Origin of the sequence: Bradyrhizobium sp. SBR1B (genome assembly GCF_014198205.1) — a bacterium.
Taxonomy (GTDB): Bacteria; Pseudomonadota; Alphaproteobacteria; order Rhizobiales; family Xanthobacteraceae; genus Bradyrhizobium.
This window is the reverse complement of record NZ_JACIHC010000005.1, coordinates 492125-511999: the sequence shown is the minus strand read 5'-3', so window position 1 is coordinate 511999 and position 19875 is coordinate 492125. Positions and strand designations below refer to the sequence as shown.

General features: G+C 63.8%; 17 protein-coding genes. 10 read left to right on the top strand and 7 right to left on the bottom strand.

The features are described from left to right. Positions 1 to 224: 224 nt before the first annotated feature. Both GGD61_RS17035 and GGD61_RS17030 read left to right on the top strand, forming a co-directional pair. Complete coding sequence (locus tag GGD61_RS17035) at positions 225 to 1631, top strand: MFS transporter (protein ID WP_092251554.1); 1407 nt, start codon at positions 225 to 227, stop codon at positions 1629 to 1631. A 146-nt stretch (positions 1632 to 1777) separates the two neighbouring features. Further along, positions 1778 to 2971, top strand: coding sequence for a PHB depolymerase family esterase (locus GGD61_RS17030; RefSeq protein ID WP_092251934.1), 1194 nt, complete (start codon positions 1778 to 1780; stop codon positions 2969 to 2971). Between the two features lies 1 nt (position 2972). On the opposite strand, the gene GGD61_RS17025 is transcribed toward GGD61_RS17030, so the two are convergent. Next, complete coding sequence (locus tag GGD61_RS17025; RefSeq protein ID WP_244550563.1) at positions 2973 to 3275, bottom strand: hypothetical protein; 303 nt, start codon at positions 3273 to 3275, stop codon at positions 2973 to 2975. Between the two features lie 137 nt (positions 3276 to 3412). On the opposite strand from GGD61_RS17025, the gene GGD61_RS17020 reads away from it, so the two are divergent. Next, positions 3413 to 3781: a helix-turn-helix domain-containing protein gene (locus tag GGD61_RS17020; RefSeq protein ID WP_092251556.1), complete on the top strand. Its 369-nt coding sequence runs from the start codon at positions 3413 to 3415 to the stop codon at positions 3779 to 3781. Between the two features lie 3 nt (positions 3782 to 3784). Here the strand turns inward: GGD61_RS17020 and GGD61_RS17015 are convergent, their stop codons facing one another. Continuing rightward, positions 3785 to 4465, bottom strand: a complete 681-nt coding sequence (locus GGD61_RS17015; protein WP_018319513.1) for an MBL fold metallo-hydrolase — start codon at positions 4463 to 4465, stop codon at positions 3785 to 3787. Between the two features lie 162 nt (positions 4466 to 4627). Between GGD61_RS17015 and GGD61_RS17010 the strand changes: the two genes are divergently transcribed. After that, complete coding sequence (locus GGD61_RS17010) at positions 4628 to 6226, top strand: alpha-amylase family glycosyl hydrolase (protein WP_092251557.1); 1599 nt, start codon at positions 4628 to 4630, stop codon at positions 6224 to 6226. 179 nt (positions 6227 to 6405) lie between these two features. Here GGD61_RS17010 and GGD61_RS17005 read toward each other — a convergent pair whose 3' ends face one another. Next, positions 6406 to 8106: an alpha-amylase family protein gene (locus GGD61_RS17005; RefSeq protein ID WP_092251558.1), complete on the bottom strand. Its 1701-nt coding sequence runs from the start codon at positions 8104 to 8106 to the stop codon at positions 6406 to 6408. Between the two features lie 173 nt (positions 8107 to 8279). On the opposite strand from GGD61_RS17005, the gene GGD61_RS17000 reads away from it, so the two are divergent. Next, a complete protein-coding gene (locus tag GGD61_RS17000; protein ID WP_092251559.1) occupies positions 8280 to 8771 on the top strand; it encodes an MmcB family DNA repair protein in 492 nt (163 codons plus the stop codon). Between the two features lie 221 nt (positions 8772 to 8992). On the opposite strand, the gene GGD61_RS16995 is transcribed toward GGD61_RS17000, so the two are convergent. Both GGD61_RS16995 and GGD61_RS16990 read right to left on the bottom strand, forming a co-directional pair. Further along, positions 8993 to 9547 carry an ActR/PrrA/RegA family redox response regulator transcription factor gene (locus GGD61_RS16995; RefSeq protein ID WP_008141807.1) on the bottom strand — a complete coding sequence of 185 codons (555 nt, stop codon included), beginning with the start codon at positions 9545 to 9547 and terminating at the stop codon, positions 8993 to 8995. Between the two features lie 103 nt (positions 9548 to 9650). Further along, the gene (locus GGD61_RS16990; RefSeq protein WP_092251936.1) at positions 9651 to 10973 is read right to left on the bottom strand and encodes an ActS/PrrB/RegB family redox-sensitive histidine kinase; all 1323 of its coding nucleotides are present in this window, start codon (positions 10971 to 10973) and stop codon (positions 9651 to 9653) included. A gap of 104 nt (positions 10974 to 11077) precedes the next feature. On the opposite strand from GGD61_RS16990, the gene GGD61_RS16985 reads away from it, so the two are divergent. The 4 genes from GGD61_RS16985 (at position 11078) to GGD61_RS16970 (ending at position 15319) form a co-directional block, all read left to right on the top strand. Then, complete coding sequence (locus GGD61_RS16985; RefSeq protein ID WP_092251560.1) at positions 11078 to 11881, top strand: ABC transporter ATP-binding protein; 804 nt, start codon at positions 11078 to 11080, stop codon at positions 11879 to 11881. 112 nt (positions 11882 to 11993) lie between these two features. Then, the gene (locus GGD61_RS16980; RefSeq protein ID WP_092251561.1) at positions 11994 to 12812 is read left to right on the top strand and encodes an ABC transporter permease; all 819 of its coding nucleotides are present in this window, start codon (positions 11994 to 11996) and stop codon (positions 12810 to 12812) included. Between the two features lie 121 nt (positions 12813 to 12933). Beyond that, positions 12934 to 14262, top strand: coding sequence for a polyhydroxyalkanoate depolymerase (locus tag GGD61_RS16975; RefSeq protein ID WP_092251562.1), 1329 nt, complete (start codon positions 12934 to 12936; stop codon positions 14260 to 14262). Positions 14263 to 14479: 217 nt separating this feature from the next. Beyond that, positions 14480 to 15319: a M48 family metallopeptidase gene (locus GGD61_RS16970; protein WP_092251563.1), complete on the top strand. Its 840-nt coding sequence runs from the start codon at positions 14480 to 14482 to the stop codon at positions 15317 to 15319. A 352-nt stretch (positions 15320 to 15671) separates the two neighbouring features. Here GGD61_RS16970 and GGD61_RS16965 read toward each other — a convergent pair whose 3' ends face one another. Beyond that, positions 15672 to 17885, bottom strand: coding sequence for a transglycosylase domain-containing protein (locus GGD61_RS16965; protein WP_092251564.1), 2214 nt, complete (start codon positions 17883 to 17885; stop codon positions 15672 to 15674). 167 nt (positions 17886 to 18052) lie between these two features. On the opposite strand from GGD61_RS16965, the gene GGD61_RS16960 reads away from it, so the two are divergent. Beyond that, the gene (locus tag GGD61_RS16960) at positions 18053 to 18478 is read left to right on the top strand and encodes a DUF1330 domain-containing protein (protein ID WP_092251565.1); all 426 of its coding nucleotides are present in this window, start codon (positions 18053 to 18055) and stop codon (positions 18476 to 18478) included. A 135-nt stretch (positions 18479 to 18613) separates the two neighbouring features. Here the strand turns inward: GGD61_RS16960 and GGD61_RS16955 are convergent, their stop codons facing one another. After that, positions 18614 to 19840, bottom strand: a complete 1227-nt coding sequence (locus tag GGD61_RS16955; protein WP_092251566.1) for an ABC transporter substrate-binding protein — start codon at positions 19838 to 19840, stop codon at positions 18614 to 18616. Positions 19841 to 19875 lie beyond the last annotated feature (35 nt).

Sequence of the window (19875 nt, the reverse complement as noted above, 5' to 3'; positions counted from 1 at the left end):
GGGAGAGGGTTGGGGTGAGGGGCCACTTCGCCAAATTCGGTGGCATTGGGACTCGCGGAAGCTCCCCCGAATTCAAACTGCGTTTGAATCCCGCCTCTCCCCGCAAGTGGGGAGAGGCGAAACAGCCGTGCCTCGAACGAAGCACACGAATCCTACCTCCGAGGTAATCGTGACACCGCGTCAGACCTGAAATCATCGGCACGGTAATCCAGGGTCACGCGCCGATGCATCAGATCGTCACACAACAAATCGATTCGTCCCGCCGCTGGTGGGTGCTGGCCATCGTGGTGGCTGCCCAGTTCATGTTCGGCGTCGATGCCTTCATCGTGAACGTCGCCATTCCGACCATTGCGGTCGATCTGCAGGCTACGCCGGCGCAGATCGAATCCGTGATCGCGATCTACCTGATCGCCTACGCCACGCTTGTCGTCACCGGGGGCCGGCTTGGCGACGTCCACGGCACCAAGACTATCTTCCTGGCCGGCGTGCTCGGCTTTACGGCGACCTCGCTGTGGTGCGGGCTCGCGCAATCCGGCGTGGAGCTGATCATCGCCCGCCTGGCGCAGGGCGCGACCGCGGCGCTGATGGTGCCCCAGGTGCTGGCGACGCTTCATCTCCTGTTCACGGACGAATCGCGCAGCCGCGCCTTCGCGATCTACGGCATCGTGCTGGGGCTGGCCGGTGCCGCAGGCTTCCTGCTCGGCGGTCTGCTGGTCACGATTGATCTCGCTGGCACCGGCTGGCGTTCGGTGTTCTTCGTCAACGTTCCCTGCGGCCTCGTCATTGTGGCTGCCGCCTGGCGCATCATGCCGTCGGTGCCGCGGCGATCAGGGACGAGGCTCGACATCAAGGGCAGCATGGTCCTGTTCGCGGGGCTGCTGTGCCTGATCGGTCCGCTGCTGTTTGGTCACGATGTCGGCTGGGCTCCCTGGCTGTGGGCCGTGATGGCGATCGGCGGCGCCGTCCTCGTAGCGTTCCTGAAGCTCGAGCACGCAGTCGCGCGTGCCGGCGGCATGCCGTTGATCGACCTCACGCTGCTGGCGGATGCCGCTTTCTTGCGCGGGCTTGGCGCCGCCTTCTTTTTCTTCCTTGCCAATCTCTCCTTCTACCTCGTCATGACGCTGTTCATGCAGCGCGGCCTGAAGATCCCGCCGCTGTCGGCCGGCATGGCCTTCATCCCGCTCGCGCTGGCCTTCGTCGTGGCCTCGCGCCACAGCGGCGTGCGGGCGCGCCATCGCGGCACCAAGGTGTTGATCGAAGGCTGCGCGCTGCAGATCGCAGGCCTCGCCGCGCTCGCGCTTGTTGCAGCCTGTATCGATGCGCCATCGCCGCTTCTGCTCGCGCTCGTCATGATCATCTTCGGCTACGGTCAGGGACTGGTGATGGCGCCGCTCTCCGGCGCGGTGCTCTCGACCGTCAAGCCCGTCGCCGCAGGCTCGGCCTCCGGCATCTACGGCACCACGGCGCAGATCGGAAATGCGGCCGGAGTGGCCGCAATCGGCGCGGTATTCTTCGCCGTCGATGCCTTGCAATCAGCGCGCGCAGGATTTCTGGTCTCGCTTGCGCTGTTTGTGACATTAATCCTGATCTGCGCCGCATTTCTGTCGTGGATGCATCGCGCATCTGCATGAAGTTGAGGCATTGCGGTTAATACGTGCGGATTTCGGCGGGATTTCCCGTGATTTTCGTGGATGGACAGCGCACGGTCTTTTTATTTTGCAATGCAGCAACTATCTGGTTTGGCTGAACGTTGAAAGTCGCCCACCAGGAAGTTGCCGTGTCGTTAGCCAAAAATGTTGATCTGTTGAGACGTCTGCCGAGGCTGGACGGTCTGCGCTTTGCCGAGCTCGGCCGCAGCGCGGATGCGTCCAGTCCATTGGAAGAGGTCACCGGCTTTGGCGACAACCCGGGCGCCTTGCGCATGTTCGCGTTCGTGCCTGCGCAGTTGCAGAAGCCGCGCGCGCTGGTCGTCGTGCTGCATGGCTGCGGGCAGACGGCAGCCGGTTACGATCTCGGCGCGGGCTGGTCGACGCTCGCGCAGCACTATGGCTTCGCGCTGCTGATGCCCGAGCAGCAGCGGATCAACAACGGCAACACCTGCTTCAACTGGTTCAATCCGGAAGATACGGCGCGGGACAGCGGCGAGGCGCATTCGATCCGCGAGATGATCGCGCACATGGTCGAGGCGCATCGCATCGATCCCAGGCGCATCTTCATCACCGGCCTGTCGGCCGGCGGCGGCATGACGTCGGTGATGCTCGCGACCCATCCGGAAGTCTTCGCAGCCGGTGCGGTCATTGCCGGACTGCCCTATGGCATCGCCTCGAATTTGCGCGAGGCGCTGGACGGCATGTTTCATTCCCCGGTGCGTCCCGCGCGCGAGCTCGGCGATCTCGTGCGCAATGCCTCGGATTATCGCGGCCCCTGGCCGAAAATCTCGGTGTGGCACGGCAGCGCGGATCGCACCGTCAATCCCGGCAATGCCAACGAGATCGTCAAGCAGTGGCTCGATCTTCATGATCTGCCGGAAGCGCCGATGGCGGAGACCAATGTCGACGGCTATCCGCGCCAGGCGTGGTGGGGCAAGGACGGCGAGACGCTGGTCGAGTCCTACGCCATCACCGACATGGCGCACGGCACGCCGCTCGGGCTTGCCGACAACGACCAGCGGTACGGCGTGGAAGGCGCATTCCTGATCGAGGCCGGTATTTCCTCGTCCTATCACATCGCAAAGTTCTTCGGCCTCACTGGCTGGATTGCAGATGCTGCAAAGGCGGAGGCCAAGCCTACAAGCAAGTCTACAAGCAAGCCTGCCGCGCAGCCGGCCTTGACGCCCGCGCCGCATCTCGCCCGCTCGATCCGCGCCGCGGTCGCCGAACAGCCGGCCGAGCCGACGCGCGAGGAGGCTCGCGGCTTCGATCTCGGCCAGATCATCACGCGCGCACTGACCGCCGCGGGGCTGATGAAGTAGTTCAGGCCGTCTGACCGATCCATTCGATCGGCGTCACCGTCACCTCGCCGCCGGCGACCTTCCGCGTCATCTCCTGATAGGCTTTGAAGAAGTCGCGCGATTGCAGCGCTTTTTGCGCGGCATCGTCAGCGACGCTGGCGAGATGGAAATAGCTGCCGTCGTCGCGGTTCTTCAGGACACGATAGCCGATCCGGCCCGTCAACTCCGGATCGCCGTCGATCGCCTTGATGAAGCGGCCGACCTCCTGGTGCCAGGCCTCCGTCGTACCGTTCCTGAATTCATACTTGATCATGAAGTGCTTCATGTGACGCTCCCTGTTCGTCGTGTGCGTCATCATCTGCGGCTTGCAAGCGATCCTGCAAGTATGGACAAAATTGATAGTATGGACTTTTTCGACGTCGCTCCTATCCTGAGGTGTGGCTAACGCGTGGAGGAGACGACATGGCGAAGGCGAACCCGGCGCGCACCTGTCCGGTCGCGGCCTTTCAGAAGATGATCAGCGGCAAGTACAAGCTGCGCATCGTCTGGGATCTCAAGGACGGCCCGCGCCGCTATGGCGAGATCCGCAGCGGCCTTTTGCGCGGCGCGGAAGGCAGCGCCGAGATCACCCCGCGCGTGCTCAGTCGTGAATTGAAGGCCCTGACCGCGAGCGGCCTGATCGATCGCAAGGATTTCGGCGAGGTGCCGCCGAAGGTCGAGTATCGCCTGACCCGCAAGGGCAAGAGCTTCGTGCCCGTAGTCGCGGCGATCCGCGAATGGGGCGATCGTCACCTCAGTGAGACCGCCACGCTTGTGGACGCAGCGGAATAAACCTCACATCTCGCCGGTGATGAACGGATTGGTCATCCGCTCCTGGCCGATGCTGGAGCCGGCGCCGTGGCCGCAGATGAAGCCGACGTCGTCGCCGAGCGGCAGCAGTTTTGTCAAAATCGAGTTGATCAGCGTGGCGTGACTGCCGCCGGGCAAATCGGTGCGCCCGACCGAGCCGGCGAACAGGACGTCGCCGACATGAGCGAAGCGCAGCTCCTTGTTGAAGAACACCACGCTGCCGGGCGAGTGGCCGGGGCAGTGGAAAATATCGAATTGCAAGCTGCCGATCGACACGCTGTCGCCTTCGGCGAGCCAGCGGTCCGGCGCGAAATTGCGCACGCCGGTCATGCCGAAGCGTGCGCCGCTCTCGACCACATTGTCGAGCAGGAACTTGTCCGCTTCATGCGGCCCCTCGATCGGCACCTTCAGCGCATCGCGCAGATCGGCCGCGCCGCCGACATGGTCGATATGGCCGTGGGTCAGCCAGATCTTCTCCACGGTGACGCCGGTCTGCTTGATCGCGTCCAGGATCTTCGGCACGTCCCCGCCGGGATCGATCACCACGGCCTTCTTGCTGGGCTCGTCCCAGATGATGGTGCAGTTCTGCTCGAACAGCGTCACGGGAACGATGATCGCGCCGGCCTTGGCTTGCGAAGAGTCTTGGCTGTTATTTTGCTCGGTCATGGCGCCACAATGCCGATTTTTGCCAGGCCGCCAAGCAAAAGATTCGCCGCCGCGCCCGGGAACAATCGTCACACGGCCGTCCCAATTGGCCTGCCAATTCGAACCGGGGCGGTGTTGTCGCGTTCTCCCGCGCAAGACGCAGATTATGGGTGGTCTTCCCGCATGGCTCAGAGCAACGAAAACTGGTGGCGCGACGGCATCTTCTATCAGATCTACCCGCGCTCCTTTCAGGACTCGAACGGCGACGGCGTCGGCGATCTCGCCGGCATTTTGCAGCGGCTGCCTTACGTCAAATCGCTCGGCGTCGATGCGATCTGGCTGTCACCGATCTTCCCCTCACCGATGGAAGATTTCGGCTATGACATCGCCGACTATACCGGCATCGAGCCGCTGTTCGGCACGATGGAAGATTTCGATGCGCTGATCGCGGCCGCCCACGACAACGGCCTGAAGCTGATCCTCGACCTCGTGCCGAACCACACCTCGGACCAGCATCCCTGGTTCGTCGAGAGCCGCGCCTCGCGCGACAATCCCAAGCGCGACTGGTACATCTGGCGCGATCCGGCACCCGACGGCGGAGTGCCGAACAACTGGCTGTCCGAGTTCGGCGGCAGCGCGTGGCAGTTCGACGAGACCACGGGGCAATATTATTACCACGCCTTCCTCGCCCAGCAGCCGGACCTGAACTGGCGCAATCCCGACGTCCGCGCCGCGATCTACGACGTGATGCGGTTTTGGCTTGAGAAGGGCGTCGACGGCTTTCGCGTCGACGTGATCTGGCACCTGATCAAGGATGCCGAATTCCGCGACAACCCGCCCAATCCGCGTTACGTCGAGGGACGGCCACCGAATGAAAGGATCATGACGCAATACTCCACCGACCAGCCGGAGGTGCATGACGTGATCTCGCAGATGCGGCGTGTCACCAATGAATTCGGAGCCCGCGTGCTGATCGGCGAGATCTATCTGCCGCTGCACCGTCTCATGGCCTATTACGGCAACGATCTCACCGGCGCGCAGATGCCGTTCAATTTCGCGCTGCTCTCGACCTTCTGGAGCGCGCGCTCGATCGAGACGATCATCGAGGATTACGAGAAGGCGCTGCCGCGCGGCGCCTGGCCGAACTGGGTGCTCGGCAATCACGACCGCCCGCGGGTCGCAAGCCGCGTCGGGTCCGAGCAGGCCCGCGTCGCCGCCATGCTGCTGCTGACGCTGCGCGGCACGCCGACGCTCTATTACGGCGACGAGATCGGCATGCACCAGGTGGCGATCGCGCCGGAGGACGTCCGCGACCCCTTCGAGAAGAACGTGCCCGGCATCGGTGTCGGCCGCGACGGCTGCCGCACGCCGATGCAGTGGGATGCGACCGAATTCGCCGGCTTCTCGGCGGCGCGGCCGTGGCTGCCGCTGCCGGAGCACTATGTGCGCGACAATGTCGTCAATCTCGAAGCCGATGCGCGCTCGATCCTCAACCTCTACAAGCGCCTGATCACCCTGCGGAAGAGCGGTCCGCCGCTGGTCGCCGGCGATTATCATCCGATCGCGGCACAAGGCGATCTCCTGATCTATCGCCGCGAAGCCGAAGGGCAGGCGGTGATCGTGGCGCTCAATCTCGGCCCCGATCCGGTCGCGGTGACCACCAGCGCGATCCGTTTCGGCAGCGAGATCTTGCTGTCGACGTTTCTGGATCGCGACGGCGAGCGCATTGAAGGCGTGTTGGATCTGCGTGGCAATGAGGGGGTGATTGTCGCCCCACCCTAGCTGTCGTCCCGGACAAGCGCAGCGCAGATCCGGGACCCATCACCACAGGGAGTTGCTTTGCGAAGACTCGGAGTGACCAGCGCGCCCCACACTTCTCCCTGTGATTATAGGTCCCCGCTTTCGCGGGGACGACAGCGGAGGGTATGGCTGCGATGGAGTATAGCGATGCGTAGATACTCTTACCCCGGATGCTTCTTCCCCCGCACCGTATCCCCGTCGATATCGCTCCGCTTCAACAGATAATCCAGCCCGCCGACGCGGTACCAGCGATACCCATACGGCTCGAGCACGATCCGGTGCTGGCCGCGCTTGTCGGCGTGGCTGTGGTCCTCCGCGAGCAGATTGATCAGGTGCGCGCCGGCCTCGTCCGGCAGCCCGGCTGAGAACGCGATCTCGCGCGGCTTCTCGTCGAGATTATGCACGAACAGCACCGAATTGTTGCGCCAGTCGTAGCGCATGATGAACACGGCGGGATCGCGCACCGGAATGATGGCGAAGTCGCCCCAGCCGACCTCCGGCACTTCTTTCCGCATGCGGACGATGCGCTCGGTCCAGTTCAGCATCGAGTTGGGGTCGCGCCGCTGCTTGGCGACGTTGACGTGCGGGTAGCCGTAAGGCCCCTTGTCGATCACGGGGCAGGCCGGCTTGTTGCTCTTGGTGAAGCCGCCATGCGGTTCGGTCGACCATTGCATCGGCGTGCGCGCGCAATTGCGTTCCGGCAGTGAGAGATCGTCGCCCATCGCGATCTCGTCGCCATAGCGGATCACGGGTGTTCCCGGCAGCGTGCACATCAGGCTGTAGGCGAGCTCGAGCCGTCGGCGGTCGCCGCCGAGCATCGGCGCGAGTCGCCGCCTGATGCCGCGGTCGTACAGCTGCATATCCTTGTCGGGACCGAAATTCCTGAACACGGTGTCGCGCTGCGCCTTGGTCAGCCGTCCCAGATCGAGCTCGTCGTGATTGCGCAGGAACAGGCCCCATTGCGCGGTCGCCGGCCGCGGCTTGGTCGCCTTCAACGCCTTCGCCAACGGCCGCGAATCTGCGGATGCCAGCGCATAGAACAGGTGCTGGTTGACGTGGAAGTTGAACATCATGTGCATGCGGTCGGCATCGCGGCCGAAATATTCCATGTCCGTCTTCGGCAGCACATTGGCTTCGGCGAGGATGATGGCGTCGCCCTGCCGCCATTGCAGGAATTCGCGGAACGCGCGCAGCATGTCGTACTGCTCGACCGGCTTCTTCACCTTCGCGCCCTTCGTCGCGATCACGAAGGGCACGGCATCCATGCGGAAGCCGGAGACGCCGAGCTGGATCCAGAACCCCATGATCTTCAGGATCTCGGCCTGCACATGCGGGTTCGAGGTGTTGAGGTCGGGCTGGAAATCGTAGAAGCGGTGGAAGTAATACGCGCCCGCTTCCTTGTCGCGCGTCCAGGTCGTTTTCTGCACGCCGGGAAACACCATGCCCTTGTCGGCACCGGCCGGCTTCTTGTCGGACCACACATACCAGTCGCGATACGGCGAGTTCTTGTCGCGCCGCGCCTCCTTGAACCAGTGATGCTGATCCGAGGTGTGGTTGACGACGAGATCGATGATGATGCGGATGCCGCGCTGCTTGCAGCCATGGGCGAACTCGACGAAATCGCCGAGCGTGCCGTAACGGGCATCGACGCTGTAATAGTCGGCGATGTCGTAGCCGTCGTCGCGGCCGGGCGAGGTCTGGAACGGCATCAGCCAGATCGTGGTGATGCCGAGGCCGTGCAGATAATCGAGCCGGCGGAGCAGGCCCTTGAAGTCGCCGACGCCGTCGCCGTTGGCGTCCATATAGGAGCCGACGGAAAGGCAGTAGATTACCCCGTTCTTGTACCAGAGATCGTCGATCATCCGCGCAGCCTCGGTGGTTCCGCCGAGGTGCGGCGGCTGCGTGATAAGTTCGTGGGGGAGGGGAGGTTCCGCGTCCCACACACTGTCGTCCCGGGGCCGCCACTTGGCGCGAGCCCGGGACCCGACGGGCGGAGAGAGTGTCCGCCCCAAACGGAATCGGCTATCCTCCCTCCATGGACAATCCCGCCCGTAACATCGCCCTGGTGCCGCCACCCGATCGCCGCCAGTCGGAAACGGCGCTCGCGGTCGCGCGCGGCACCGCGCGGCTCTTACGTTCGCTCGGCTTTACCTGCATCAGCGAATTGCCGCTGCCCTCGGGCCGGCGCGCCGACCTGGTGGCGCTGAACGAGCGCGGCGAGATCTGGATCGTCGAGATCAAATCGTCGGTGGAGGATCTGCGCGCCGATCAGAAATGGCATGAATACCGTGCCCATTGCGACCGGCTGTTCTTCGCCTTCACGCAGGACCTGCCGTGCGAGATCTTTCCGGAAGGCACCGGCCTGATCATCGCCGACGCCTATGGCGCGCACCTGCAATGCGAAGCGCCCGAGCACAAGCTGGCTGCCGCGACGAGGAAGCAGATGACGGTGCGGTTTGGAATGGCGGCAGCCTTACGCATCAACCGCCTGGTCGATCCGCAGGGGCATGCGGAGTTTTGGGAGTAGCGGCGCCGCAAACATCGGTGCCGTAGGGTGGGCAAAGCGAAGCGTGCCCACGATCTCTATCCAGCTCTTACAGATCGTGGGCACGGCGCTTCGCGCCTTTGCCCACCCTACGAGACCTGTCGTTCCGTCATCCCGCGATGTGGCCTGGCCGTTGCCCTTCGAGGGCCGTTGAAGGAGCGGCCACCTCAGGGTGACGGGGATAGGTTGCTGATTGCCGTAAATTACCGCGGCGCGCGTTTGGCCAAAATGCGCTGCAACGTCCTGCGGTGCATGTTGAGCCGCCGCGCCGTTTCCGAAACGTTGCGGTTGCACATCTCGTAGATGCGCTGGATGTGCTCCCAGCGCACGCGGTCGGCGGACATCGGGTTGGTCGGCAGCTCGGATTTCTCCGCGCTGGTCGACAGCAGCGCCGCGACGACGTCGTCGGCATCCGCTGGCTTGGAGAGATAATCGATCGCGCCCATCTTCACCGCGGTGACGGCGGTGGCGATGTTGCCGTAGCCGGTCAGCACGATCGCGCGCGCATCCGGGCGCTTCTTCTTCAGCGCCGAGACCACGTCGAGGCCGTTGCCGTCGCCGAGCCGCAAATCTACTACGGCGAATGCCGGCGCTGCCTTGCCGATCTGCGCAAGACCATCCGAGACGGTGTCGCATGACGTCACCGCAAAGCCGCGCGTTTCCATGGCGCGCGACAACCGCTCCAGGAACGGCTTGTCGTCCTCCACGATGAGCAGCGAGCGGTCGGTCTGTTCGTTCAGTTCGGCGATGGCGTTCAAGGTTTTGTCCTCTCTCCAACGCGACTACATATGGCCTCGCAATCGAGCGGTGCCAAGGCCGCCGATAGTCGATCGGCCCTGTTGTGCGACGCAAGGTCGCGGCCTATCCTATTGTTTCTTCGAGGCTCTCGATAGCCTCAAAACGCTGTCGCGGCCAAGTGATCTGCACCACCGCGCCGTGTTCCGGAAAGATCCGGTTGGTAAACAAGACCTTGGCGCCGGTGCGTTCCAGCAAGGTGCGCGCGATGAACACGCCCAATCCGAGACCGCGTCGCTCACCGCCGCCGTCATCCGTGGTTCGCCGCCGCGACAGATAGGGCTCGCCGATCCGGTTCAGGATATCGGGCGGAATGCCGGGGCCGTCGTCGGAGATCAGAAGCTCGATCGTGTCCTTGTTCCACCACGCGTTCACCTCGACGGTGGTATGGGCGAAATCGACCGCGTTCTCGACGATGTTGCCGACGCCGTACAGGATTGCCGGATTGCGCGAGCCGACCGGCTCGGACACGGCGGCGACCGCGATCCGCACCTTGATCTCGACGCCGAAATCGCGGTGCGGGGCCACCACCTCCTCGATCAGCTCCGACAGCTTCATGCGGTCGAACGGCGCGCCGGTGGAGGAGAGCTGGGTGATCTTGCTCAATATGTCGCGGCAACGCTGGGTCTGCTCGCGCAACGTCTTCAGGTCGGCGGCAAAGCTGGCGTCCTTCACCGTCTTCTCCAGCTCGCGCGAGATCAGGAAGATCGTCGCGAGCGGCGTGCCGAGCTCGTGCGCGGCCGCGGCTGCGAGCCCGTCGAGCTGGGTCAGGTGTTGCTCACGCGTCAGCACCAGCTCGGTCGCGGCCAGCGCGTCCGCAAGCTTGCGCGCCTCCTCGGTCACTTGGAAAGAGTAGAGGCTAGTGACGCCGATCGCGAGCACGATCGAGAGCCAGACGCCGACGAGATAGATCGGCGGCAGCACCAGGGGATCATCGGAATCCCAGGGCAGCGGCAAATGGAAGAAGAACAGCACCGAGGCGCAGGCCACCGCAAGCACGCCGAGGCCGAACGTGAAGCGCGCCGGCAGTGCCGTGGCCGAGATCAGCACCGGCGCCAAGAACAGGAACGAGAACGGGTTCTGCAGTCCGCCGGTGAAGTACAACAGACCGGCCAGTTCCACGATGTTCAGCGCGAGCAGTCCGGCCGCCTGCATCGGCTCCAGCCGCTGCATCGGATTGGCCGCGGTCTGGAGCGCCAGATTCAGTGCTGCCGACAAGGCGATGATGCTGACGCAGGGGACGATCTCGACGTTGAATTCCAACCCCTGCGCCACGATGAAGATCGCGGCGAGCTGGCCCAGCACCGCCAGCCAGCGCAGCCGTAGGATCGTGTCCAGGCGGATATGCCGCTGCGCGTGGCGAAAGTCGGAAGCAGCAATTTCAGTCAGATCGGCCAATGGGGGTGCCTTCCAGATCACAAACGCTGGGCTCGCGGAACCACCGGATTTACAAGCCTTGCGCTATCCGCTGCAATAGCAGAAGAACGACCAGCATGACCGAGAATGACAAGGCTTCAAGTCGGCCCACTGTCGCGGAGCGCAGCTCGTCCGCGGCGATCGCGGTCGAGCACCTCGTCAAGATCTACAAGCAGACCCGCGCGGTCGACGATATCTCCTTTTCGCTGACGCGCGGCAGCATCACCGGGCTTCTGGGCGGCAACGGCGCCGGCAAGACCACGACCATCGCGATGATCATGGGCCTGGTGCTGCCGACCTCCGGCCGCGTGCAGGTGCTCGGACATCGGATGCCGGAGGAGAGCGCTGCCGTGCTGGGGCGGATGAATTTCGAGAGCCCCTATGTCGATATGCCGATGCGGCTCACGGTGCGGCAGAATCTCACCGTGTTCGGCAAGCTCTATGCGGTGAAGAACCTCGCCGGCCGCATTGCCGAGCTCGCGGACGATCTCGATCTCACCGATTTCATCGACCGCGCCAACGGCAAGCTGTCCGCCGGGCAGAAGACCCGCGTCGCGCTCGCCAAGGCGCTGATCAACCGGCCCGAGCTGCTGCTGCTGGACGAGCCGACCGCCTCGCTCGATCCGGATACCGCCGACTGGGTGCGGGCGCATCTGGAGCGTTATCGCAAGGACAACAACGCCACCATCCTTCTGGCCTCGCACAACATGCTCGAGGTCGAGCGGCTGTGCGATCGCGTCATCATCATGAAGCGCGGTCGCATCGAGGACGACGACACGCCGGAGGCGATCATGGCGCGCTACAACCGCACCACGCTGGAGGAGGTGTTTCTGGACGTTGCGCGCGGCCGGGTGAACGGCGCGAAGGAGGCAGCAAGGTGAGCGGGAGCCGTCTTCGTAGCCCGGATAAAGCGAAGCGTAATCCGGGACCCCTGTCGCATGTGGCACGATTCCCGGATTGCGCTGCGCTCCATCCGGGCTACGGGAGCGTGCCATGACCGGCCTCGCCGTCCACCGCGGCATCTCCGTCCATCGCATCGGCGCGATGATCCTGCGCTACTGGTACCTCCTGCTGTCGTCCTGGCCGCGGCTGCTCGAATTGCTGTACTGGCCGGCGCTGCAGGTCATCACCTGGGGCTTCATCCAGTATTACATCGCCGAGAATTCCAATTTCTTCGCGCGCGCCGGCGGCACGCTGATCGGCGCCGTCATCCTCTGGGACATCCTGTTTCGCGGGCAGCTCGGCTTCTCCATCTCGTTCCTGGAGGAGATGTGGGCGCGCAACATCGGCAACCTCATGATGAGCCCCTTGCGGCCGATCGAGTTTCTGCTGTCGCTGATGGTCATGAGCCTGATCCGGCTTGCGATCGGGATCATTCCGATGACCTTGCTCGCGCTGTTCATGTTTCAATTCAATGTCTATGCCCTGGGCCTGCCGCTGATCGCATTCTTCTGCAATCTGATCTTCACGAGCTGGTCGGTCGGCATCTTCGTGTCGGGTCTCGTGCTGCGAAACGGCCTCGGCGCCGAGAGCATCGTCTGGACCCTGATGTTCGCGATCCTGCCGCTCGCCTGCGTCTACTATCCCGTCAGCGTGTTGCCGGTCTGGCTGCAATACGTCGCTTGGGCGTTGCCGCCGACCTATGCCTTCGAGGGGATGCGCGCGCTGCTGATCGAAAACACCTTCCGCGCCGATCTGATGCTGGAGGCGCTGGCCATCAACGCCGTCTTTCTGGTTGCATCTTTTGCATCATTCCTTGCCCTTTTGCGCAGCGCCAAACGGCACGGCTCGCTGCTGTCGGGCGGTGAATAACGTCACTTTCCCGTGGATTCAGGCCGATTTACCCGTCTCCGCCACGTAGATGTACGGAACCATGCATTGACGCAATATTGCGCATTCGGCAGTATGCTGCGATGCGAAGAGGGATATAGCGATGCCTATTGGTGAGTTCGGCGGCGCACCGCCCCTGGCTGCAGAAGGCAGTCCGGTCCTGACGACGCCGATGTACTGGATGTACGAGATGGCGCACGCCTCTCTCAATCCGGCACGTGCGGTCACTGACGCGACCAAGCTGCTGTTTCAGAATCCTCTCAACCCCTGGGCGCGCACCGAGGTCGGCAAGTCGGTTGCCGCGGCCTGCGAATTGTTCGAGCGCACCACGCGCCGCTACGGCAAGCCGGAATGGGGCCTCAACGACACCGAGGTCAATGGCATCCGCGTCCCCGTCGAGATCCGCTCGGTCTGGGAAAAGCCGTTCTGCCGGCTGCTCTACTTCGATCGCAAGTTCGCTCGTCCCCTGCGCAGCCCGCAGCCGCGCGTGCTGATCGTGGCGCCGATGTCCGGGCATTATGCGACGCTGCTCCGCGGGACGGTCGAAGCCTTCCTGCCCGCACATGAGGTCTACATTACCGATTGGGCCGATGCCCGCATGGTGCCGCTCAGCGATGGCCGCTTCGATCTCGACGATTACATCGACTACGTCATCGAGATGCTGCACGTCCTCGGCGGCAACACCCACGTCATGGCGGTGTGCCAGCCCTCCGTGCCGGTGGTCGCCGCCGTTTCGATCATGGAAGCGCGGCGCGATCCCTTCGTGCCGACCTCGATGACGCTGATGGGCGGCCCGATCGACACCCGTCGCAATCCGACGTCGGTGAACAATCTCGCCCAGGAGCGCGGTATCGACTGGTTCCGCAACCACGTCATCACCAAGGTGCCGTTCCCGCATCCCGGCATGATGCGCGACGTCTATCCGGGATTCCTGCAGCTCAACGGCTTCATCAGCATGAATCTCGACCGGCACATGGACGCCCACAAGCAGCTCTTTGCCCATCTGGTGAAGGGCGACGGCGACCTCGTCGACAAGCATCGCGAGTTCTATGACGAATATCTCGCGGTGATGGACCTCTCCGCCGAGTATTACCTGCAGACGGTCGACACCGTTTTCGTGAAACATTCGCTGCCGAAGGGCGAGATGACGCATCGCGGAACACGCGTCGACCCCTCCAAGGTCACGCGCGTGGCGTTGATGACGGTCGAAGGCGAGAACGACGACATCTCGGGTCTCGGTCAGACCGAAGCGACGCACACATTGTGCAGCTCGATCCCCGATCATCGCCGCGTCCATTACGTCCAGAAGGGCGTCGGACATTACGGCGTGTTCAACGGTTCGCGCTTCAAGTCGGAAATCGTTCCGCGGATCCATGACTTCATGGTCTCAGCTGCGAATCCGAGCTCATTGCAGGCTCTCGCGGCCGAATAACCTTCGTTTTCGGCTTTCCCGTCGAAAATTCAGGCCCCGCCGGAGGCTCCGGCCGGGCCTGGTTCTCTTCAGATTCGCGGTATTTAGGTAGCTTTATAGGAGTGAGTCTTCCCTCACCCCTTGGGGGTGCCGCATGCGTCCAGCGGGGGCGAAAAAAGCCGGTTCCAACCCCAGTCTGTAGGGTCTCCCGGACGTCAGACCGCTGTATATTGGGCAAATGATTTGTTTTTGCGCCGAGTGCTTTCCCTGGCGGCGGTTATGGCAGAATCCGGGCGCCCTCCTGCCCCCCGGACTGACAGACATGGCCACTCGCGCTCTCCTCTATCGGCGGCCCCACGAACCCAAGACCGTCCTGATCACCCATGGATCGCAATTTTTTGCCATCCGATTGCGCCGGCACCGCCGTGCGCGCCGCTACACGCTGAGAATTCACCCCAGCGATCGCGAAGCCATCCTCACCATGCCGCCGCGCGGCACGCTGGCCGAGGCGAAAGACTTCGCGCAGCGCCACGGTGCGTGGATCGCGGCGCGCCTCGGTCGCTTGCCGAAGGCTGCGCCGTTCCAGCCGGGCACGGTGATACCGCTCCGTGGCACCCCGCATCGCATCGTTCATCGCGCCGGCACGCGCGGCACCGTGTGGACCGAGATGCGCGACAGCGGTGAGCGCATTCTCTGCGTCGCCGGCGGGCTCGAGCATGTCGATCGCCGCGTCAGTGACTTCCTCAAGCGCGAGGCGCGCCGCGACCTTCAGCGATCGGCGGAGGCTTACGCCGCCGAGCTCGGTGTCAGGGTCAAGCGCCTCTCGATCCGCGATCAGTCCAGCCGCTGGGGTTCCTGCACCTCGGCCGGATCGCTGTCGTTCTCCTGGCGCCTGATCCTGGCGCCGCCCTTCGTGCTCGACTACCTCGCCGCGCACGAGGTCGCTCATCTCGTCGAGATGAACCACTCGGCGCGGTTCTGGCGCGTGTGCGGAAAAGTCTGCCCGTCGATGGAGCGCGCCAAGAAGTGGCTCGATACCTACGGCAACGATCTGCACCGGTATGGGGTCGAGGATTAGGGACGCGCTGCAAACGTCTTGAAAGGTGTCATCGCCCGGCTTTGACCGGGCGATCCATTAGGCCGAGACGGCGCTGATTGAATCGAGAAGCCGCGGCGTGCTGGATTCCCCGCTTTCGCGGGGAATGACAGCGGAGAGTGGAGCGGCTGGTGTTTTTGCTTTTGGGGAGTAGCTCACCTCGGTTGATCCTGCCGTGATTGGCAGGATTTGTCGAAGTGGTGGAGCTGACTCGAGGCGCAGTTCAGGCGTCTGTGCGGCCCGCGCAAGCCGTTGATATCGTTAGCGCGGGCTACTGTGCATGGGGTTGTTTTCGCAGTTTTTGTCTTGAGGCCACGCGGACCTCAGGCCGCGCCTAACGGTTTCCGCCAAACAGCCGGTCCATCAGCCAGCCATCGAGCCCTGCCGCAGCCTCCGGCCGCGCATTGGCGCGCGTCGGCGGTGGGCGATAGCCGCCATTGCTTGCGGGTGCCGGCCCGGGCGCTGCCACTGTCGGCGGCGACACCTGCGAAGCCGCCTGCGCGAGGTTCGACAGGCCCCAGCCACCTTGTGTGCTCGGCAATGCCGCCACCGGCACACCCTCGTGCGCGGTGCGCATGAAGCGCGACCAGACTTCCACCGGCAGGCCGCCGCCGGTCGCCTTCTTGGTCGGCGAATTGTCGTCATTGCCGAGCCAGACGCCGGTGACGAGGCTTGCGGTGTAGCCGATGAACCAGGCGTCGCGGTAATCCTGGCTGGTGCCGGTCTTGCCGGCCGCGGGCCAGCCCGGGATCTCGGCCTTCTTGGCGGTGCCTGATATCAGCGTCTCGCGCATCATCGCGTTCATCATGCCGACATAGCGGGGGTCGATGACCTGATTGCGCTCCTCAGGCTGGCGCATGTAGAGCAGCTTGCCGCCCAGCGTCTTGATCCGCGTGACGACGTGCGGCGTCACCGCGAGACCGCCATTGGCGAAAGGCGCATAGGCGCCGACCAGCTCGACCACCGAGACTTCCGACGTGCCGAGCGCGATCGAGGCGTTGGGCTCGAGCTTGGAGGAGATGCCGAGCCGGTGAGCGGTGCGCACCACATTCTTCGGTCCGACCTCGAGGCCGAGGCGAATGGCGACGGTGTTGAGCGACATCGCCAGCGCCTGCGTCAGCGTCACCGCGCCGAAATATTCATGAGTGTAGTTCTCGGGTCGCCAGCCCTTGACCTCGATTGGCGCGTCCTGGCGCATCGTATCAGGCGTCAGGCCCTGCTCGAGCGCGGTCAGATAGACGAACGGCTTGAACGAGGAGCCCGGCTGGCGCTTTGCCGTCACAGCGCGGTTGTACTGGCTCTCGGAATAGTTCCGCCCGCCCACCATGGCGCGCACCGCACCATCCGGCGTCATCGCCACCAGCGCTCCCTGGCTGACATTGAACTTCACGCTCTTGGCCGCGAGCTCGTCGATGATGGCGGCTTCCGCCACGCTCTGCAGTTTCGGATCGATCGTGGTCTCGACCTTGATGCTCTCGTCGATCTGGCCGACCAGATCGTCCAGCACCTCGCCGATCCAGTCGGCGACGTAATTGACCGTCCCGGCGCCGACCGGTTTCACATTGTAGGAGGGATGGCCGATCGAGGCCTGCGCTTGTGCATCGGTGATGAACTTCGCGTCCGCCATCGCCGCGAGCACGATTTGCGCGCGGGCTTCGGCGCCTTCGGGGTTGCGGTTCGGCGCGAGGCGCGAGGGCGATTTGACAAGACCGGCTAGCATCGCGGCCTCGGCAACCGTGACGTTCTTCGCCGACTTGCCGAAATATTTCTGCGCGGCGGCTTCGACGCCATAGGCGCCGGAGCCAAAATAGACGCGGTTGAGATAGAGCTCCAGGATCTCGTTCTTGGAATGCTTGCGTTCGAGCCAGATCGCGAGCTCCACCTCCTGCAGCTTGCGCTGCATGGTGCGCTCCTGGGTCAGGAACAGGTTCTTGGCGAGCTGCTGCGTCAGCGTCGAGCCGCCTTGCGAGACGCCGCGATGCATGACGTTGGTGACGAGGGCGCGCAGGATGCCGATCGGGTCGATGCCGAAATGCGAATAGAAGCGGCGGTCCTCGATGGCGATGAATGCCTTGGGCAGGTAAGGCGGCAGGTCCTTCAGCGAGACATTGGCGCCGGCCATCTCGCCGCGTTGCGCCAGCATGCTGCCGTCGATGCCGACGATCTGGATCGTCGGCGGCCGCTTGGGGATCTCCAGCGACTGGATCGGCGGCAGATGGGCGCCGACATAGATGACGACGCCGATCACGGCGATCGCGCCCCACAGGCCGAGCACCGCGCCCCAATAGACCAGGCGGCCGATGCTGGCGCCGATGCGCGATTTGGTGCGCCGCTTGGCACCGCTGCGGCTGGCCGGCGCCTTCCGTTCGCGCGGCGGCTCGTCGCCGGAATCCTCGTTTTTGCGCTTGGCGGATGATTTCGTTGATTTCTTCGGCTTGTCGTCGCCGCCGGGAATGCGGTCCGCAGGGGTCAGGCGCAGATCGGCGAGCGCCGCGGGCAAGCCGAACAGCGGCTCCTTCCGCCCACCCTTTTTCTTTCCCCACGCCATACGCAAAAACGCCCGGTCAGCCCGCCCCGCCGCACGCTAGCGGTCGCTGTTTAAGGCCCGGTTACCCCGGCGTTAACGCGTGATTAGGAGGTGAGGCATTCGCACCCCGCAGTTCCGCTGTTTTGGCGCCGGAGCTAGGATCAGCGGCACAAAAAGAGGGAGTGCTCATGGGCCATATCGATCCGACCAAGGAGATTTTCGCGCAATTCCGGGAGAACGACCGTCCCGGGCCGATCCACATGCTCAACCTGGTGCGTCTGCGCAAGGAGGCGGCCTATCCGGATGGCCGCAAGGCAAGCGGCGCCGAAGCCTACGCGGCCTATGGCCGCGAGAGCGGCCCGGTGTTCGAACGCCTCGGCGGCCGCATCATCTGGCAGGGCAGATTCGAGCTGATGCTGATCGGCCCGCAGGACGAGCGCTGGGACCATTGCTTCATCGCCGAATATCCTGATGTCGGAGCCTTCGTCGAGATGATCCGCGATCCCGTCTACCGCGAGGCGGTCAAGCATCGCCAGGCCGCAGTGGAGGACTCGCGGCTGATTCGGCACGCCGTGCTGCCGATCGGGAAGAATTTTGGAGAGATACCGGAGTAGCTCGTAGGGTGGGTAAAGCCCCGGGGTGCGCGAATGCGCATCCCGGGGCGTGCCCACGACTTTCGTCGCGATTGTGGAGAGATGGTGGGCACGGCGCTTGCGCGCCTTTGCCCACCCTACGAAGTGCGTGCGAAGCTAACCCGCCGGACCCGCATCCTCCAGGATCGGGCCGAACAGCTCCCAGCGCTCGCCGTTGAACTTCATCATCTGAAGCTGCTTGTTGACGCGGTAGTCGGTCGCCGAGGTGTTGGCCTTGATGCCGGGCAGCGCGGTGTCGCCGATGAAGTCCTTCAGCGAGGCGGCCTGCTTCATGACATTCTCGCGCGTCAGGTTGTCGCCGCACTGCTTCAGCACGTGCACCAGCAGCTGGGCGGTGCCGTAGCCATAGGTGTTGAAGCTCGAATCCTTGTCGCCGTCAGGATAGTACTTCGCCATGAAGTCGAAATATTTCTTCATGCCGGCATCGTCCTTCCAGGCCGGATCGAGCGGATCCTTGCCGTAGTTGACGCTGATCACGCCCTTGGATGCCTCCAGGCCCGCCGGCTTCATCACCGCACCGACCGAAGTGGCGTTGATGTCGACGATCTGCACCGGATGCCAGCCCATCTCCGCGATCTTCTTGATCGCCTGCGCGGCCTGCTTCGGCGTGGTCGCGCTGAAGAACAGGTCGGCGCCGGCATCCTTGATCTTGAGAATCTGCGAGTCGACGGTCGGATCGGAGACCTCGTAGGACGCTTCCGTCACGATCATCTTGCCAGCCTTGTCGCCGAGGCCGGCCTTGATGCCGTTCAGATAGTCCTTGCCGAGATCGTCGTTCTGATAAAGCACGCCGATCTTGGCGTTCGGATGCTCCTTCAGGACGTACTGGCCGTAGATGCGGCCCTCGACGAAATAGTTCGGGTTGTAGCCCATGGTCCAAGGGAAGTTCTTGGGATCGGTGAACTTCGAGGCGCCGGTGGCGGCGAACAGCTGCGGCACCTTCTTGGAGTTGAGATATTTCTGCACGGCTGCGTTCGACGGCGTGCCGACGATCTGGAAGGTCAGCAGCACCTCGTCGCTCTCGACGAGCTTGCGCACCTGCTCCACCGCCTTCGGCGGCGAATAGGCGTCGTCATACTGAATCAGGTTGATCTTGCGACCGTTGACGCCGCCCTGGTCGTTGATCATCTTGAAATAGGCGGCCTGCGTCTTGCCGATCGTGGCATAGGCTGATGCCGGCCCCGAGAACGGCACAGTCTGTCCGACCTTGATCTCGGTGTCGCTGGCGCCCGGATCATATTTCTTCTGGGCATTGGCCGCTGAAATTGACAGCGCCAGAGCAAGCGCCGTGGCCGCGGCCAGATGCAGCATTCCATTCCTCATTCGCAATTCCCTCAGTTGTTATTGCCGATGATCTC

Excerpts from the sequence above, each read along its gene's own strand:
- GGD61_RS17035 (WP_092251554.1), top strand. The coding sequence starts at position 225 with ATGCATCAGATCGTCACACAACAAATCGATTCGTCCCGCCGCTGGTGG.
- GGD61_RS17025 (WP_244550563.1), bottom strand. The coding sequence starts at position 3,275 with ATGAAGCACTTCATGATCAAGTATGAATTCAGGAACGGTACGACGGAG.
- GGD61_RS17020 (WP_092251556.1), top strand. The coding sequence starts at position 3,413 with ATGGCGAAGGCGAACCCGGCGCGCACCTGTCCGGTCGCGGCCTTTCAG.
- GGD61_RS17015 (WP_018319513.1), bottom strand. The coding sequence starts at position 4,465 with ATGACCGAGCAAAATAACAGCCAAGACTCTTCGCAAGCCAAGGCCGGC.
- GGD61_RS17010 (WP_092251557.1), top strand. The coding sequence starts at position 4,628 with ATGGCTCAGAGCAACGAAAACTGGTGGCGCGACGGCATCTTCTATCAG.
- GGD61_RS17005 (WP_092251558.1), bottom strand. The coding sequence starts at position 8,106 with ATGATCGACGATCTCTGGTACAAGAACGGGGTAATCTACTGCCTTTCC.
- GGD61_RS17000 (WP_092251559.1), top strand. The coding sequence starts at position 8,280 with ATGGACAATCCCGCCCGTAACATCGCCCTGGTGCCGCCACCCGATCGC.
- GGD61_RS16985 (WP_092251560.1), top strand. The coding sequence starts at position 11,078 with ATGACCGAGAATGACAAGGCTTCAAGTCGGCCCACTGTCGCGGAGCGC.
- GGD61_RS16980 (WP_092251561.1), top strand. The coding sequence starts at position 11,994 with ATGACCGGCCTCGCCGTCCACCGCGGCATCTCCGTCCATCGCATCGGC.
- GGD61_RS16975 (WP_092251562.1), top strand. The coding sequence starts at position 12,934 with ATGCCTATTGGTGAGTTCGGCGGCGCACCGCCCCTGGCTGCAGAAGGC.
- GGD61_RS16970 (WP_092251563.1), top strand. The coding sequence starts at position 14,480 with ATGATTTGTTTTTGCGCCGAGTGCTTTCCCTGGCGGCGGTTATGGCAG.
- GGD61_RS16965 (WP_092251564.1), bottom strand. The coding sequence starts at position 17,885 with ATGGCGTGGGGAAAGAAAAAGGGTGGGCGGAAGGAGCCGCTGTTCGGC.
- GGD61_RS16960 (WP_092251565.1), top strand. The coding sequence starts at position 18,053 with ATGGGCCATATCGATCCGACCAAGGAGATTTTCGCGCAATTCCGGGAG.
- GGD61_RS16955 (WP_092251566.1), bottom strand. The coding sequence starts at position 19,840 with ATGAGGAATGGAATGCTGCATCTGGCCGCGGCCACGGCGCTTGCTCTG.